The sequence below is a fragment of the Microbacterium sp. No. 7 genome, from assembly GCF_001314225.1.
In the GTDB taxonomy this organism is placed as follows: domain Bacteria; phylum Actinomycetota; class Actinomycetes; order Actinomycetales; family Microbacteriaceae; genus Microbacterium.
Genome location: NZ_CP012697.1, coordinates 3,851,413 through 3,866,261 on the forward strand (window position 1 = coordinate 3,851,413; position 14,849 = coordinate 3,866,261).

Below are 14,849 nucleotides of genomic sequence, written 5' to 3' on the forward strand. Positions count from 1 at the left end.
TCTCACATTCGGAAGACGCCGAAGCCGCGACGGCCGGCGACGGGTGCGGAGTGCGTGGCGGACAGCGCGATCCCGAGCACGTCACGCGTGTGCCGCGGGTCGATGATGCCGTCGTCGTAGAGCCGGCCGGACATGAAGTAGGCGTGCGACTCGGCCTCGATCTGCTCCTCGATCTGCCGGCGCTGGCGCTCGTCGGCCTCTTCGTCGAACGGACGGCCCGACCTCTCGGCGGCGGCACGTCCCACGATCGAGAGCACGCCCGCGAGCTGGGGCGCGCCCATGACCGCCTGGCGCATGTTGGGCCAGCTGAACAGGAAGCGCGGATCGTAGGCGCGCCCGCTCATCCCGTAGTTGCCGGCGCCGAAGGACGCGGCCATGTTCACGGTGAGGTGCGGCACCGCGCTGTTGGCGACGGCGTTGATCATCTTCGCGCCGTCCTTGATGATGCCGGCCTGCTCGTAGGCCGAGCCGACGATGTAGCCCGTCGTGTTCTGCAGGAAGACGAGCGGCGTGTCGGTCTGGTTGGCCAGCAGGATGAACTCGGCGGCCTTCTTCGCCTCCTCGCCGAAGAGCACGCCGCGGTGGTTCGCGAGGACGCCGATCGGGTAGCCGTGCAGGCTCGCCCACCCCGTGACGAGCGACGTGCCGTACAGGGCCTTGTACTCGTCGAAGTCGGAGTCGTCGACGAGACGCGCGAGGATCTCGCGCGGGTCGAACGGCACGCGCTGGTCGCGGGAGACGATGCCGAGGATCTCCTCGGCGGGGTACCGGGGCGGACGCGGGACGCCGCGCGGCGCCGGCCCGTGCTTGCGCCAGTTCAGCCGCGAGACGATCTGCCGCCCGATGCGGATCGCGTCGCGCTCGTCGACGGCGAAGTAGTCGCTCACGCCCGAGACGCGCGAGTGCATCGCCGCGCCGCCCAGCTCCTCGCCGTCGGCGTCCTCGCCCGTGGCCATCTTCACGAGCGGCGGGCCGCCGAGGAAGACCTGCGCCTGCTTGTCGACGAGCACGGCGTAGTCGCTCATGCCGGGGACGTACGCGCCGCCGGCGGTCGAGTTGCCGAACACGAGGGAGATCGACGGCACGCCCGCCGCCGACAGCGCCGTGAGCTCGTGGAAGATCCGCCCCGCCGGGATGAACAGGTCGGCCTGCGTCGGCAGGTCGGCGCCGCCCGACTCCACGAGGTAGAGCACGGGCAGCCGGTTGACCCGGGCGATCTCCAGCGCGCGCAGGTTCTTGCGCAGCGTGTAGGGGTTCATCGTGCCGCCCTTGACGGTGGGCTCGTGCGCGATGATCATGCATTCCGTGCCGCTGACCACGCCGATGCCCGTGACGATGACGCCGCCCACGGTGAAGCCCGTGCCCCATCCGGCGAGCGTGGACAGCTCGAGGAAGGCGGTGTCGGGATCGAGCAGCAGCTCGATGCGCTCGCGCACCGTCAGCCGCCCGCGGGCGTGGTGGCGGGCGACGGCCTTCTCGCCGCCACCGGCGACCACGGCGGCGTTCTCGGCGTCGAGCTCGGCGATGAGCGCGAGCCCCGCCGCGCGGTTGGCGCGGAAGTCCTCGTCGGCGACGTCGAGCCTGCTCGTGAGAACGCTCATCCCTGGACCTCGTCTTCGTAGCGGGCGCCCGCCGCGGCCTTCTCGCGCAGCGAGGCGGGCGGGCGGAAGTGCTCGCCGTAGAAGCCGGCGAGCTCGTCGGCGCGCTCGGCGAAGCCGGCGGGACCGCCCGGATAGGAGTTGATGTACTGCAGCACGCCTCCCGTCCAGGCGGGGAAGCCGATGCCCAGCAGCGATCCGACGTTCGCGTCGCGCACGGAGCGCAGCACGCCCTGGTCGAGGCAGTGCACGGCCTCCAGCGCCTCGGCGAACAGCATCCGCTCCTGCAGGTCCTTCAGCGGCGTGTCGGCGCGGCCGGAGCCGAACGCGTCGCGCAGCCCGGGCCAGATGCGCAGGCGGCGCCCCGACTCGTCGTAGTCGTAGAATCCGCCGCCGCCGGAGCGGCCCGGGCGTCCGTGCGTCTCGATCATCGCGTCGATCACGGCAGCCGAGCCGTGCTCGACGCGCGGGGCACCGCCCGCGGCCGCCTCCGCCTCCTTGCGGATGCGCTGCGGCAGCGTCAGGGTCAGCTCGTCGATCAGCTGGAGCGGGCCGGCGGGGTAGCCGGCCTGCAGGGCGGCCTGCTCGATCCGCTGCGGCTCGACGCCCTCGCCGACGGCGGCGACCGCCTCGTTGAGGAAGGAGATGATGGTGCGACTCGTGAAGAATCCGCGGCTGTCGCCGACGACGATCGGCGTCTTGCCGAGCTGCCGGGCCAGGTCGAAGGCGCGGGCCAGCGTCTCGTCGCTCGTGCGCTCGCCCACGATGATCTCGACCAGCGGCATCCTGTCGACAGGCGAGAAGAAGTGGATGCCGATGAAGTCCTCGGGCCGCTGTACGCCCTCGGCGAGGACCGTGATCGGCAGCGTCGAGGTGTTCGAGGCGAGCAGCGCGCCGGGGTCCACGACCGCCTCGGCGCGCTGGAAGACCTCGTGCTTGACGGCGACCGACTCGAAGACCGCCTCCACGACCGCGTCGGCGCCGGCCAGGTCGGCGTCGTCGTCGCTCGCGACGATGCGCGCCAGGAGCGCGTCGGCGTCTGCCTGCGCGAGGCGTCCGCGGCTGACCTGGGCGGCCACGAGCTTCTCGGAGTAGGCCTTGCCGCGCTGCGCCGCCTCGAGCGAGACGTCCTTCAGCACGATGTCGATCCCGGCCTTCGCGGCGACGTAGGCGATGCCCGCGCCCATCATCCCGGCGCCGAGCACGGCAAGGCGACTCACCGTGCGCTGCGGGATGCCGGCGGGCCGGCTGCCGCCCGCGTTGACGGCCTGCAGGTCGAAGAACGTCGACTGGATGAGGTTCTTCGCGATCGTGCCGGTCGCGATGCTCGCGAAGTAGCGGCTCTCGATGCGCCCCGCGGTCTCGATGTCGAGGAGCGCGCCCTCGACAGCGGCGGCGATGATGGCGCGCGCGGCCGGCGCCGGGGCGCCCTTGGTCTGCTTGCGCAGGCCGGCCGACAGAGCGCCCAGCTCGGCGGCGGGCGCCTGCCAGTAGAAGCGGCTGCCGGGCAGCTGGAAGCCCCGCCGGTCCCAGGGCTGGGTCGCCTCGGGGTTCGCCGCGATCCACGCCTTGGCGGCGGGCACGAGCTCGCCGGCCGACGAGACGACCTCGTCGACGAGCCCGATCTCCCGCGCCTCCGCGGGCGAGAACCGGCGCCCTGTGAGGAGCACGTCGCGCACCGCGGGAACGACGCCGAGCAGGCGCACGGAGCGGATCACGCCGCCTCCGCCCGGCAGCAGCCCGAGCCCGACCTCGGGCAGGCCCACGACCGCGCCGCGCACATCGGCCACGATCCTGTGGTGGGTCGCGAGCGCGATCTCCAGGCCGCCGCCGAGGGCGGCGCCGCCGATCGCCGCGACGACGGGTCGTCCGAAGCTCTCCAGCCGGCGCAGCTGCGCCTTGATCGTGTCGGACACCGCCACGACGCGCGGTGTGTCCTCTGCCGTGTAGGAGAGGATCTCGCCCAGGTTTCCCCCGGCGAAGAACGTCTTCTTCGCAGACGTGAGGACCACGCCGGCGATGTTCTCCGCCTCCGCGTCGAGACGATCGAGGGTCGCCGCCATCGACGCGACGTATGCCTCGCTCATGGTGTTCGCCGACGATGCCGGGTCGTCGAAGGTCAGGACGACGATCCCGTCGTCGTCTCGGTGCCACGTGATGGTCGTGCTCTCGCTCATGTCTGTGCTTCCTCGTTACCGCGGGTCCTCAGACCCGCTCGATGATCGTCGCGATCGCCATGCCCCCGCCGATGCACAGCGTGATGAGTCCTCGCCGGGCCCCGCGGTGCTCGAGCTCGTCGAGGACGGTGCCGACGAGCATCGCGCCCGTCGCGCCGAGAGGGTGGCCCATCGCGATGGCGCCTCCGTTGACGTTGACCTTCTCCCAGGGCAGGTCGAGATCCCTGACCCACTTCAACGCCACGGAGGCGAAGGCCTCGTTGATCTCGAACAGATCGATGTCGTCGACGGTCAGACGGGCGACGTCGAGCACCTTGCGGGTCGCGGGCGTCGGGCCGGTGAGCATGATGGTGGGGTCGGCGCCGCTGACGGCGGTCGCCACGATCCGGCCACGAGGGGTCAGCCCGAACCGGTCGGCGGCGGTCTCGCTGCCGATGACGACCAAGGCGGCACCGTCGACGATCCCCGAGGAGTTGCCCCCATGGTGCACGTGCTCGATCCGCTCCACGTCGGTGTATCGCTGCAGGGCGACGGCGTCGAACCCCGCGGCGCCGGCCGCTGCGAAGGCGGGCTTCAGGTCGGCGAGCGACTCGACGGTGGTGCCCGGTCGGCGATGCTCGTCACGGTCGAGGACGACGAGGCCGTTCACGTCGCGGACCGGCACGACCGACCGGGCGAACCTGCCCTGCTGCCAGGCCGCCTCGGCGCGCTCCTGGGAGCGTACGGCGAACCGGTCGACGTCTTCGCGGCTGAAGCCCTCGATCGTCGCGATGAGGTCTGCACCGATGCCCTGGGGCACGATGTACGAGTCATAGGTCGTCGTGGGGTCATTGAACAGCGGGCCACCGTCGCTGAGCATCTCGACGCGCGACATCGACTCGACGCCGCCCGCGAACACGAGGTGCTCCCAGCCCGAGCTCACCTTCTGCGCGGCGACGTTGACCGCTTCGAGGCCCGATCCGCAGAACCGGTTGAGCTGCACGCCCGCGACGGTGTCGGGAAGGCCCGCGGCGATCGCGACCGCCTTCGCGATGTCGCCGCCCTGGTCGCCGACGGGCGAGACCACGCCGAGCACGATGTCGTCGACCGCCGCCGGGTCCAGGTCCGGCAGCCGGTCGCGCACCTCGTCGACGAGGCACGTGACGAGGTCAAGGGGCTTGACGCTCTGCAGCGACCCCTTCCTGACCTTGCCGCGCGGTGTGCGCACCGCCTCGTAGATGTATGCCTGTGACATCGTCATCCTCCCCGCTCTCACGCGCCTGGATTCCGGAGCGCCGCACGCGCGGCCTCGTATTGGTCGATCAGCTCCGCGATCACGTCGCGGACCGGAAGCACTTCTGTGACGCCGGCCACTGCGTGCCCGGCGCTCCATACGCCCTGCCAGCCGAGCAACCGCTCCTGCTGGTAGTCCCCTTGGGCCACGTCAGCGTCGTTGCGCTCGATCCAAGACCGGAGAAGGTTGGCAGGCAGCCCGCCGACCGCGCTGGAGAGCACGACGTCGTCTGCAGTCGCCGCGACGAGCGCTGCCCGGTAGGCATCGTCGGCGAGGCTCTCCTCGGTCGCGATGACGCGCGTGCCCAGGTAGACGAGGTCGGCGCCGAGCACCTCGGCGGCGAACGCTGACACCCCATCGGAGATGCCGCCCGCGAGCACGATCGGCCCGTCGAAGAAGGCGCGGACTCCGCGGACGAAGGCGAACGGATTCAACCATCCCGTCTGCCCTCCGGCGCCGGCGGTGAGCAGCACGAGTCCGTCGGCTCCAGCCTCCAGCGCCTTCTCTGCGTGCGCGAGGGTCGCGACGTCGGCCAGCACGAGTGCGCCGACAGCGTGCAGCGGCTCCACCGCTCGAGCCGGAGAGCCCACGCTCGTGATCACGAGCTCCACACCGTGTGCGACGAGGGTCGCGAGCTCCTCGTCACGGTAGCGGTTCGAGCTGTGCATGATGAGGTTCGGCGCGAACGGGGCCGGCGTGCCCTCCGACTGCTGCAGGCGTCGCTCCAGTGTGGTCAGCCAGTCGCCGAGCGACGTGTCGCGTCGCGCGTTGTGCACGGGAAAAGATCCGATGACGCCTGCTTCGCACGCGGCCGCGACCAGCTCGATGCCGGACACACCGGTCATCGGCGCCGCGATCGCGGGCAGTCGGAGCCGTGCCGACACGTTCTCGGGCAGCGTCATCGTTTGCTCCTCGTCGTCATTGATCCGAACCTGCGCCGTTGCGCCTGATGCGAGCCCGGCCGAGGGCGGTCGGACGTCTGTCGTGTCGCCTGCCGCCGTCATCTGCTCTGCCGATCACGATAGCGCAAGAATCGCGATAAGTGAATTTACAGTAACCATCGTAGACTGTCGATGCATGAGCGATACCACGATCGAGGAGGTCGCGATGACGTCGACGACGACAGTCCCGGCACGTACTCGGCCCCGAAACCGGCGACAGACGATCCTTGCCGTCGCCGCGGAGCTGTTCGCCGCTTCCGGATTCCACAACGTGAGCACCGACGACATCGCCCGCGCGGTCGGCGTGGGCGCCAGTGCCCTCTACCGACACGTGCGCGGCAAGGAAGATCTCTTGGAGGCGGCTCTGCTGGCCGAGTTCGAGGAGGCGCGGAAGTCCCTCGACGGCGCGGCGCCCCAGGATCTGGAGACGGCCGTGCAGACCATGGCATCGACCTTCGCCCAGCGTCGGCGGATGGCACTGCTCTGGACGCGCGAGGCACGTCACCTGCCCGATGAGGCACGCCAACGCGTCCGCGCGCCCTTCTATCACGTGTTCGAGCGGCTCATCCAGCTCGTTGACGCGCAGGGACGCAGCGACGATCCCGAGCTGACCGCCCTTGCCGTGATCGCCGTGCTCACCAGTCCCGCTTACCACAGCACGCCGCTGCCGGCCGAGCGCATAGCGACGCTCACCGCGGACCTCGCGCTCGCCGCGGCCGCCGTGCGCCTCGACCTGCGCCGAGGCCCCGCAGAGGCGTCGCAGGGAGTGACCTCGACAACGCGTCCGGCGGCGATCATGGCAGCGGCGACACGGCTGTTCAGCGCGCGCGGGTACCAGTCGGTCACGATGCAGGACATCGGCGACGCCGTCGGGGCCACGAGCACGAGCCTGTACCGCCACTTCGCGACGAAAGGAGATCTGCTCACGGCGATCATGACGCGGGCCACCGAGGCTCTCCATCTCGGACTGGATCGGGCGCTCGCGACGTCGCCGACGCCCGCCGACGCACTCAGGGCGACCGTCGCGGAGTACATCGAGTTCGCGATCGACCGCGCAGATCTGCTCTGGGTCCTGGTGGCGGAGTTGACGAACATCCCCGACTCCGCACGCCACAGCCTGCGCCGCGCCCAGAGCGCCTACGTGGCAGAGTGGTTCGCCCTGCTGGAGGCGGCACGACCCGAGCTCGGACGCACGGAGGTCAGGTTCCGCGTGCACGCAGCCCTGACCATCGTCAACGACGCCGTGCGAACGCCCCGCGTGCGCCGGCACGCGGGAGTCGCCCGCAACATCGCACGGCTCGCCGAAAGCGTGCTGTGGAGCGACGTGGCCTGCGCCGCCGAGGGCACGCCCGTTGACAACCTCGACTCAGGCATGGACAATGATGGATAAGTGAATTTCAAGTAACACTGAAGTTCATCGAACCTGATCCGCGGAGCGCGCCCGACGGAGCGCGCCGGTCTGGGAGAGACGATGATGTCACTGGCCGAGCCCACCACAGCTGCTGTACCAGGTGCACGCATCGCCGCGCGCTGGGACGCTCTTCATGACGCGACGCATCGCTTGCGCACCCTCGACGACATCGACCAGGCGCTCGCCGCCTGTCCCGCGAGCCTCGCCGTCGCCGGAGGGTTCGCGCGCGTCCTGCTCTCGCACATCGACGGTGCCACATGGACGCCCCTGCACTGGCATGCGAGCGACGCATACACCGTCGCCGAGACATCACACCTGTGGACACTGCACATGCCGTTGCGTCCGCCGCTGATCGAGACCGAGGTCGTCAGACGGCGCACGTCGATGAGGGTCCCGCGCGTCGCTCGGGACCCTCGGGTGCACCGTCCGTTCGTCGACGCCACGCGAACGCGATCGTACGTGGTCGCGCCCGTCGTCCTCGGCGAGGACATCGTGGCGCTCCTGCACGCCGATCATGGCATCGGCGGTCGGCGCGTGACCGATGCCGATCACGATGTCGTCCGGCATTTCGCGGTACTGGCGGGGTTGGCCGTCGAAGCGCTCCAGCTCGCGGTCCGCGTTCGCGCGGAGCGCCTGCAGATCGCCGGTGCACTGGCCGACGTGCAATCGCTCATCACGAGCGGCTCGCCGGGGCTGCGGCTTCTCGACGATGGGCTGGCTCCCGTCGCTGCGCCCCGTCCGTCTGCAGCATCCGACATGGACGCGACACCCGCGAAGCAGCCGTGGGGGCTCTCCGCGCGCGAGCGCGCCGTCCTCGATCTGATGGCCGAGGGACGAACGAACCGTGAGATCGCTGAGCGGCTCTTCGTCTCCGAGAGCACCGTGAAGACCCACATCAAACACATCTTCCGCAAGCAAGGGGTAGCGACCCGCCCGGAGTCGATCGCGCGGGCGTGGCGACGCGCCCGCTGGGAAGGTCTGCGCGCATCATGACCAGAGCGATCGCGCACGCACGCGCGGTCACGGACTCCTTGCCGCTCTCGGACCGCCGGGGGATGGAGCTGCAGGCGCGCTTCGAGTACCTGGCCGGCCGGGTCGCCGATCTGACACACGAGGCTGCGCAGACCATCCCCCACACGTCCCTCCGTGCGATCGCTCAGCTGTCGCGACACGCGACGGCCCAGTTCGACGTCGCGACAGGAGAGACGCCTGTCGGGCTGGCAGCGGTCGTCTCCGAGCTGGAACGCCTTGCGTCGGATCTGCGGCACTACCTGCACGATGCGCAGTCACGGCGCCTGGAGGGGTGCGCAAGGGCACTGTCGAACCTCCGCACCACCGGGAGCGTCCGAGAGCTCGTCGAAGCCAGCTGTATGGAGGCCACGAACGGCTGCGGATTCGGCCGTGTCGTGCTCTCGCGGCTGAGCGGCACGTCGTGGACCCCGCATCTCGGCCATTCCACGCTGAGCGGTGAGCTGGAGGAGTGGTTTCCGGGCTGGGTCGGCACATCGATCACGATCGATCGCGACTCTCCGGAGCACGAGGCGATGACGATCCGGCGTCCCGCGCTCGTCGTCGACACGGCAGCGCCGGGCGTGCACCGTCCTCTCATCGTGGACTCCGGACGTGCGCGCTCTTACGTCGTGGCGCCGCTCATCTGCGCGAACGAGGTGATCGGCCTTCTGCACGCGGATCATCATGCCGACGGCCCTCGCGTCGACGAGGTCGACCGCGACGTGCTGTGGGCGTTCGCCAGCGGTCTCGGCCTGCTCTACGACCGGGTGCTGCTGCAGGAGACGCTACGCGGCCAGCGGCAGCAAGCTCGCGACGTTCTGCTGAGTGCCGCCGAGAGCATCATCGCTCTCGCCGAGAGGGAGGACATGCTCGACCGCCCTGCGACACCGGCGTCCGACGCGCTCGGCACCGCGTGGCTCGAGGCGCTCACGCCACGCGAGACCGACGTCCTCCGCCTGCTCGCCGACGGTGGGACCAACCAGGCGATCGCCGAACGGCTCGTGATCTCACCCGACACGGTCAAGTCGCACGTCAAGAACATCCTCCGCAAGCTCGGCGTCAGCAATCGCGCGCAGGCCGTCGCCGTCTATCTGCGCGACTGACGCTCGCGGCACCGGAAGCCGTGGAGCCTCGATCGGTCGACCGGGGCTCCACGGCGGCGCGAGCGCGCTCGTCTCACGCAGTTCAGCCCACGAGCGAATGATCGCCCAACACGTGCCAGGCGCGGTTGTGGTACACCAATGGGCGGGATGCCTCCGCGACGGCGTCTTCGCTGCCCGGCTCGGGGGCCTTCGCCTGCAAGGCGTGGACGACGATGACGGTCGAGGTTCCCGCGTCCAGCTGCTCGACGACGCGGCCGCGGATCCACGTGCTCGCCGATGGGAAGTGCGGCTCTCCAGTCGGGAGCCTGTCCCACAGCGACGTGTCGGCGAAACGGTCGATCCCGCTCGTGGCGCACAGTCGCGCGATGTGCAGCTGTTCCTCACCGATCAGGTGCACGACGACGGTGTCGGAGGCGAGGACGGTCGGCGTGCTCGACGACATCGCCGACACCGAGAAGACGAGCAGCGGCGGCTCGGCGCTGACCGAGAACACCGATGTCGCCGTCAGCCCGACCGGCCCGTCGCCGGCGTCGGCGGTGACGACAGCCACGCCCGCGGGATGGTTGCGGAAGGCGCCCTTGAAGTCTTCGGCGCTCAGGCCTCCGTCGAGGCGCAGCGGCACGGGCTCAGGCTCCATGCGGTGTGCGATGCTGCTGTTCATCATCGGTCCTTTCACGAGATTCAGAGGCGGCACCCGGGCAGCGTTCGCCGCCCGGGTGTTCCGTGCTCACGAGGGGAAGACGAAGCCGGCTTCCCAGTAGTGCGGCGTCTGCACCGGCACGCCGAGCTCGGCGAGCAGGGGCGTGTCGTTCCAGTAGGTCGTCTCGCGGGTGATCTTCCCGTTCGCGTCGAGCTGCTGCCATGTGATGCCGAGCGCCGACAGCGTGCGTCCGCCCACGGGCAGGCCGTGGTAGGTCTCCAGCGCCTCGCCGGTCCAGGTCCACAGGATGACGACGGCGGGCAGGCCATTGTCCCCGGCGAGATCGAACGCCTCGCGCACTTCGAACCGGTGAACGCCGGAACCGTTGTCGCGACTCTTGTTGGAATAGGGGGCGAGAACCGGACGCAGCTCGTCCTTCGTGATGGGGGTGTCGATCACGTGGTCGAGGTCGTTGCCGTCGTCGTAGACGAACTCGTCGGCATAGAGGTCAAGGGCTGCGTCGAGCGACTCGGTGAGCCCCTGGGTCCACTTGGCAGCGTGCGCGTCGGCGAGCTTGGCGCCGACCGTGGTGGTGGTCATAGTGGTCTTCTTTCGTCGATACGGCGCCGGTCAGGCGGCGACGGGCTTGAACTTGTTGACGCGGTCGATCTCGGGGACGAACGGGGCGACGGCCGCCACCGCGTCCCAGTAGCTCTCCTCGCGGCTGATCTTCCCGTCCGGGTAGTAGAGGTGGAGGGTGATGCCGCGCGAGCCAGGCGTCTTGTCCGGCGTCGGAATGCCGAGGAATGCCTGCGCCGTCGGCGCCTCCCACGTCCATCGGTAGACGGCGCCCTCCCCGTCGCCGACAACCTCATCGACGCGGAAGTTGTTGATGCCGATGCCATTGGACTCGTCCTTGTTGGCATACGGCGCGAAGACCCGCAGAAGGTCCTCGCGCTCGCTGATCCCGTGCTGGTCGAGAATCGGGTCGGTGAAGCTGAACGGCTCGCCGTAGAGCGCGACGACATCCTCCGCACTGGAACGGAATGCCTTCAACCACTTGACCGCGAAGAACAGATTGCTCATGTGCGTGTCCTCTCTTCTGCACGACGTCCGTTGTCGTGCGATCTTGCTCGACGCTAGCTCCGCGTCATGGGCGGGCAATCACCCTCCAGGGGGAATCGCGCGCCCCGGGGGGTGAATCCTTCCCCCGAGCGCCGCCGCAGGGGCGCCGACCGCGCCACGCAGAGGCGAGCATCCCCCCTGGGGGTGACAGGTTTCACCCCGGCGAGGGTGTCGGAGCTGCTCGACCACGGCCTAGCGTGGACGGCCACGGGGACGTATCCGACCTCCCCCGCGGCCATGGTCGCCGCGATCCCGACTTTCGATGAGGAGAGACGAACATGTGGGGCACACTTCCCGACGTTCTCGACCGGACGATCACGTACCACCGAGACTCGGTGGCAATCATCGAGGGTGAGCGGCAGCTGACGTACGCGGAACTGGGCGCTCTGCGCAACCGCATCGCCAACGCGCTCGTCGGCTCGGGGCTCGGCAAGGGCGAGCGCGTCGGACTGCTCCTGCCGAACATCCTGGAGTTCATCCCGATCCAGCACGGCATCTGGGCCGCGGGCGGCGTGCTCGTGCAGATGCCCACCCGGCAGACCGCCAATCAGTTCCGGTCGTCGCTCGCGCAGACGCGGGCGACGACGCTGATCTACGACGCGCAGTTCGACGAGGCGATCGCGGCCATCGTGCCCGATCTGCCCGAGCTCACCCGCGTGGTGCGCGTCGGCGGCGACGCGCTCCCCGCATCGCCGGAGCTGAGCAAAGTCATCGCCTTCGGGCCGTTCGTCGAGAGCGCCGATGCCTCGGCGCGCCCTGACGTAGGCCTCGTCGACGACGACGAGGCCTACGTGCTGTTCACCTCGGGAAGCACGGGCGACCCGAAGGGCGTCGTCAACTCGCACTTCACATGGGGGCACTATTCGATCACCGCGGGCCAGGAGATCGGCGACATCGCCTTCGGCGAGGTGTTCGCGCACGGCGCGCCGCTGACCCACTACACGCAGATCTTCATCCTCCCCGTGCTGCTGCGCGGGGGGACGAACGTGATGCTGCCGGGCCTCGACATCGACGTGCTGCTGTCGTCGATCGAGAAGTACGGCGTCACGGCGACCGCCGTGGTGCCCACGATCATCTACCTGCTCATCGATCACCCGCGTCGCGCCGACTACGACCTGTCGAGCCTGAGGACGGTGGTCTACGCGGGCTCGCCCGCTGCGCCGGAGAAGCTTCGCCAGGCGCTGGAGATCTTCGGCCCCATCTTCCTGCAACTGTACGCCGGTACGGAGCAGGGCTACATCTCCTCGCTGCGCAAGACCGACCACCGCCTCGACTCGGAGAAGGCCGTCCAGCGCCTCGCGTCGGCCGGGCGCCCGCTCCCCTACGTCGACGTGGCGATCCGCGACGACGAGGGCAACGTCCTCCCGGTCGGCGAGGCGGGCGAGATCACGACCCGTCAGCTGGGCCAGATGCTCACCTACGTCGACGCCTCGCGCAACGCCGAGACGCTTCGTGACGGGTGGGTTCACACGGGCGACGTGGGCCGTCTCGACGAGGACGGCTTCCTCTACATCGTCGACCGCAAGAAGGACATGGTCATCTCGGGCGGGTTCAATGTCTTCCCGCGCCAGGTCGAGGACGTGCTGGCGACGCACCCGGCCGTGGCGCAGAGCGCGGTCATCGGCGTTCCGCACGAGAAGTGGGGCGAGGCGGTGCACGCCGCCGTCGTCGTCAAGAACGACGCCCACGTGACGGAACAAGAGCTCATCGACCACGTCAAGGCCGAGCTCGGCGGCGTGCCCGCGCCGAAGACGATCGACTTCGTCGACGCCCTTCCCGTCAACCCCGCAGGCAAAGTCGACAAGAAGGCACTTCGTGAGCCGTTCTGGGCCGGTCGCGCCCGGCAGGTCAGCTGAGCTTCCCATGCATATCCGTCCACATTCACACAGGAGAGAACAATGACCGTTCCGCACTACCAGCAGCTCATCGGCGGGCAGTGGCTCGACACCGACGAGAGCTACGAGATCCGGAGCCCCGCCGACGAGTCGCTCGTCGCGACCGTCGCCAAGGCCTCGGTCGCCGACGTCGACAAGGCCGTCGCCGCGGCGAACGCCGCGCACAACGAGGGCACGTGGCGTCGTACCCCGCCGGCCGACCGGGCAGCGGTGCTCGAGGCGGCCGCCGCGAGCCTGGGCGCCCGTGCCGAGGAACTCGCCGCTCTACAGTCGCGCGAGAACGGCGCAACGATCCGCATCACCGCGGCGCTGCACCTGGGGCTCGCCGTCGCGCAGCTGCAGTACGTGGCCGCGCTGACCCGCGGCTACCAGTGGGAGGGCCCCGGACCGGCGATCGGCCCGATCCCGGCCGAGGGCGTGCTGCGCCGCGAGCCGATCGGCGTCGTCGCCGCAATCGTGCCGTGGAACATCCCGCTGCTGACGAGCGTGTGGAAGGTCGCCCCGGCCCTGGCCGCGGGCAACACCGTCGTGCTGAAGCCCGACGAGCACGCGCCGCTGCTCCCGCTCGAGCTCGTGAAGGCGCTCGACGCCGCGGGGCTGCCCGCCGGCGTGCTGAACGTCGTCGTCGGCGACGGCGAGCCGGTCGGCGCCCACCTGGTCGCACACCCCGATGTGCGCAAAGTGGCCTTCACGGGATCGACCGTGGTCGGCAAGAGCATTCTCGGTGCTTCGGCCGACACCCTCAAGCGCGTCACGCTCGAGCTCGGCGGCAAAGGACCGAACATCATCCTCGACGACGCCGACCTCGACGTCGCCGTCGACGGCGCGCTGTTCGCCTGCTACGCCAACAACGGCGAGGCGTGCGAGGCCGGCACTCGTCTGCTCATTCCCGCGTCGCGCAAGGACGAGATCGTGGGACGGCTCGTCGAGCGCGGCCGCACGCTCGTCGTGGGCGACCCGCTCGACATCGCCACGACGGTCGGCCCGCTCATCACCAAGGAGCAGCAGCAGCGCGTGCTGGGCTACATCGAGAGCGCGAAGGCGTCGGGGGCGAAGGTCGTGCTCGGCGGCGGCGTGCCCGAGGGCGAACGGTTCCAGAAGGGCAACTGGGTCGAGCCGACCATCGTGACCGACGTCGTCAACACCGACCCGATCGCCCGCGACGAGGTCTTCGGTCCCGTGCTGGTCGTGCTCACTTACGAGGACGAGGCCGAGGCCGTCGCGATCGCGAACGACACCAACTACGGCCTCTCCGCGGGTGTGTGGAGCGCGAACGAGCAGCGCGCGCTCGACGTGGCCCGGAGCCTGGAGGCCGGCATGGTGTACGTCAACGACTGGCACGTCATCCACCCCGAGTACCCGTTCGGCGGCTTCAAGCAGTCGGGCCTCGGACGTGAGGGCGGCCCCGACTCGCTCGACGAGTACACAGAGCAGAAGTACATCTCAGTGAACCGTTCCGCGAGCCTCGCCGAGCGCGCCTTCGCGATTGTGGTGAACCCGCCTGTGGCGGTCTAGCCTCTCGCGAACCACGATCCGGGATGCGCCGTCATCGGCGGCGCATCCCGGATCGTCAGCGCCGCGCCGGAGTTTCGCGGCCGTCCCTCGCGACCGCAGGCCCATGCCGGGAACAAGCGCGTAGCGGCGGCGGTCGGCAGAGGAAGCACCCGGGATGCCG

The 14,849-nt window shown here is 69.8% G+C and carries 12 protein-coding genes; 5 read left to right on the plus strand and 7 right to left on the minus strand.

Annotation, left to right across the window (positions count from 1 at the left end; genetic code table 11):
- Positions 1-2: 2 nt before the first annotated feature.
- From AOA12_RS17830 to AOA12_RS17845, 4 genes are read right to left on the minus strand one after another with little or no spacing between them, the layout of a single operon-like run.
- Complete coding sequence (locus tag AOA12_RS17830; RefSeq protein ID WP_054685880.1) at positions 3-1,601, minus strand: acyl-CoA carboxylase subunit beta; 1,599 nt, start codon at positions 1,599-1,601, stop codon at positions 3-5.
- Positions 1,598-3,775, minus strand: a complete 2,178-nt coding sequence (locus AOA12_RS17835; protein ID WP_054685881.1) for a 3-hydroxyacyl-CoA dehydrogenase NAD-binding domain-containing protein — start codon at positions 3,773-3,775, stop codon at positions 1,598-1,600. Before AOA12_RS17835 ends, AOA12_RS17830 begins: the two co-directional genes overlap by 4 nt.
- Positions 3,776-3,803: 28 nt before the next feature.
- On the minus strand, positions 3,804-5,009 hold the full coding sequence (locus tag AOA12_RS17840; RefSeq protein WP_197280971.1) for an acetyl-CoA C-acetyltransferase: 1,206 nt from the start codon (positions 5,007-5,009) through the stop codon (positions 3,804-3,806).
- 17 nt (positions 5,010-5,026) lie between these two features.
- Complete coding sequence (locus AOA12_RS17845; protein WP_054685886.1) at positions 5,027-5,950, minus strand: NAD(P)H-dependent flavin oxidoreductase; 924 nt, start codon at positions 5,948-5,950, stop codon at positions 5,027-5,029.
- A gap of 175 nt (positions 5,951-6,125) precedes the next feature.
- On the opposite strand from AOA12_RS17845, the gene AOA12_RS17850 reads away from it, so the two are divergent.
- The 3 genes from AOA12_RS17850 to AOA12_RS24080 all read left to right on the plus strand — a co-directional run bounded on the left by AOA12_RS17850 (position 6,126) and on the right by AOA12_RS24080 (position 9,514).
- Positions 6,126-7,379: a TetR/AcrR family transcriptional regulator gene (locus AOA12_RS17850; RefSeq protein ID WP_054685889.1), complete on the plus strand. Its 1,254-nt coding sequence runs from the start codon at positions 6,126-6,128 to the stop codon at positions 7,377-7,379.
- Positions 7,380-7,463: 84 nt separating this feature from the next.
- Positions 7,464-8,393 carry a helix-turn-helix transcriptional regulator gene (locus AOA12_RS17855; protein WP_257720159.1) on the plus strand — a complete coding sequence of 310 codons (930 nt, stop codon included), beginning with the start codon at positions 7,464-7,466 and terminating at the stop codon, positions 8,391-8,393.
- Positions 8,390-9,514 carry a helix-turn-helix transcriptional regulator gene (locus AOA12_RS24080; protein WP_269465075.1) on the plus strand — a complete coding sequence of 375 codons (1,125 nt, stop codon included), beginning with the start codon at positions 8,390-8,392 and terminating at the stop codon, positions 9,512-9,514. Before AOA12_RS17855 ends, AOA12_RS24080 begins: the two co-directional genes overlap by 4 nt.
- 82 nt (positions 9,515-9,596) lie before the next feature.
- Here the strand turns inward: AOA12_RS24080 and AOA12_RS17865 are convergent, their stop codons facing one another.
- From AOA12_RS17865 to AOA12_RS17875, 3 genes are all read right to left on the minus strand, one after another.
- The gene (locus tag AOA12_RS17865; protein WP_082406362.1) at positions 9,597-10,175 is read right to left on the minus strand and encodes a flavin reductase family protein; all 579 of its coding nucleotides are present in this window, start codon (positions 10,173-10,175) and stop codon (positions 9,597-9,599) included.
- 66 nt (positions 10,176-10,241) lie between these two features.
- Positions 10,242-10,754 (minus strand): ketosteroid isomerase-related protein, encoded by a 513-nt coding sequence (locus tag AOA12_RS17870; RefSeq protein WP_054685899.1) that lies wholly within the window; start codon positions 10,752-10,754, stop codon positions 10,242-10,244.
- 30 nt (positions 10,755-10,784) lie between these two features.
- Positions 10,785-11,240 (minus strand): ketosteroid isomerase-related protein, encoded by a 456-nt coding sequence (locus AOA12_RS17875; RefSeq protein WP_054685902.1) that lies wholly within the window; start codon positions 11,238-11,240, stop codon positions 10,785-10,787.
- Positions 11,241-11,557: 317 nt separating this feature from the next.
- Here AOA12_RS17875 and AOA12_RS17880 point away from each other — a divergent pair, with 317 nt between their 5' ends.
- On the plus strand, positions 11,558-13,135 hold the full coding sequence (locus AOA12_RS17880) for an AMP-binding protein (protein ID WP_054685905.1): 1,578 nt from the start codon (positions 11,558-11,560) through the stop codon (positions 13,133-13,135).
- A 42-nt stretch (positions 13,136-13,177) separates the two neighbouring features.
- A complete protein-coding gene (locus tag AOA12_RS17885; RefSeq protein WP_054685907.1) occupies positions 13,178-14,689 on the plus strand; it encodes an aldehyde dehydrogenase family protein in 1,512 nt (503 codons plus the stop codon).
- Positions 14,690-14,849: the final 160 nt, after the last annotated feature.

Excerpts from the sequence above, each read along its gene's own strand:
- AOA12_RS17830 (WP_054685880.1), bottom strand. The coding sequence starts at position 1,601 with ATGAGCGTTCTCACGAGCAGGCTCGACGTCGCCGACGAGGACTTCCGC.
- AOA12_RS17835 (WP_054685881.1), bottom strand. The coding sequence starts at position 3,775 with ATGAGCGAGAGCACGACCATCACGTGGCACCGAGACGACGACGGGATC.
- AOA12_RS17840 (WP_197280971.1), bottom strand. The coding sequence starts at position 5,009 with ATGTCACAGGCATACATCTACGAGGCGGTGCGCACACCGCGCGGCAAG.
- AOA12_RS17845 (WP_054685886.1), bottom strand. The coding sequence starts at position 5,950 with ATGACGCTGCCCGAGAACGTGTCGGCACGGCTCCGACTGCCCGCGATC.
- AOA12_RS17850 (WP_054685889.1), top strand. The coding sequence starts at position 6,126 with ATGAGCGATACCACGATCGAGGAGGTCGCGATGACGTCGACGACGACA.
- AOA12_RS17855 (WP_257720159.1), top strand. The coding sequence starts at position 7,464 with ATGTCACTGGCCGAGCCCACCACAGCTGCTGTACCAGGTGCACGCATC.
- AOA12_RS24080 (WP_269465075.1), top strand. The coding sequence starts at position 8,390 with ATGACCAGAGCGATCGCGCACGCACGCGCGGTCACGGACTCCTTGCCG.
- AOA12_RS17865 (WP_082406362.1), bottom strand. The coding sequence starts at position 10,175 with ATGAACAGCAGCATCGCACACCGCATGGAGCCTGAGCCCGTGCCGCTG.
- AOA12_RS17870 (WP_054685899.1), bottom strand. The coding sequence starts at position 10,754 with ATGACCACCACCACGGTCGGCGCCAAGCTCGCCGACGCGCACGCTGCC.
- AOA12_RS17875 (WP_054685902.1), bottom strand. The coding sequence starts at position 11,240 with ATGAGCAATCTGTTCTTCGCGGTCAAGTGGTTGAAGGCATTCCGTTCC.
- AOA12_RS17880 (WP_054685905.1), top strand. The coding sequence starts at position 11,558 with ATGTGGGGCACACTTCCCGACGTTCTCGACCGGACGATCACGTACCAC.
- AOA12_RS17885 (WP_054685907.1), top strand. The coding sequence starts at position 13,178 with ATGACCGTTCCGCACTACCAGCAGCTCATCGGCGGGCAGTGGCTCGAC.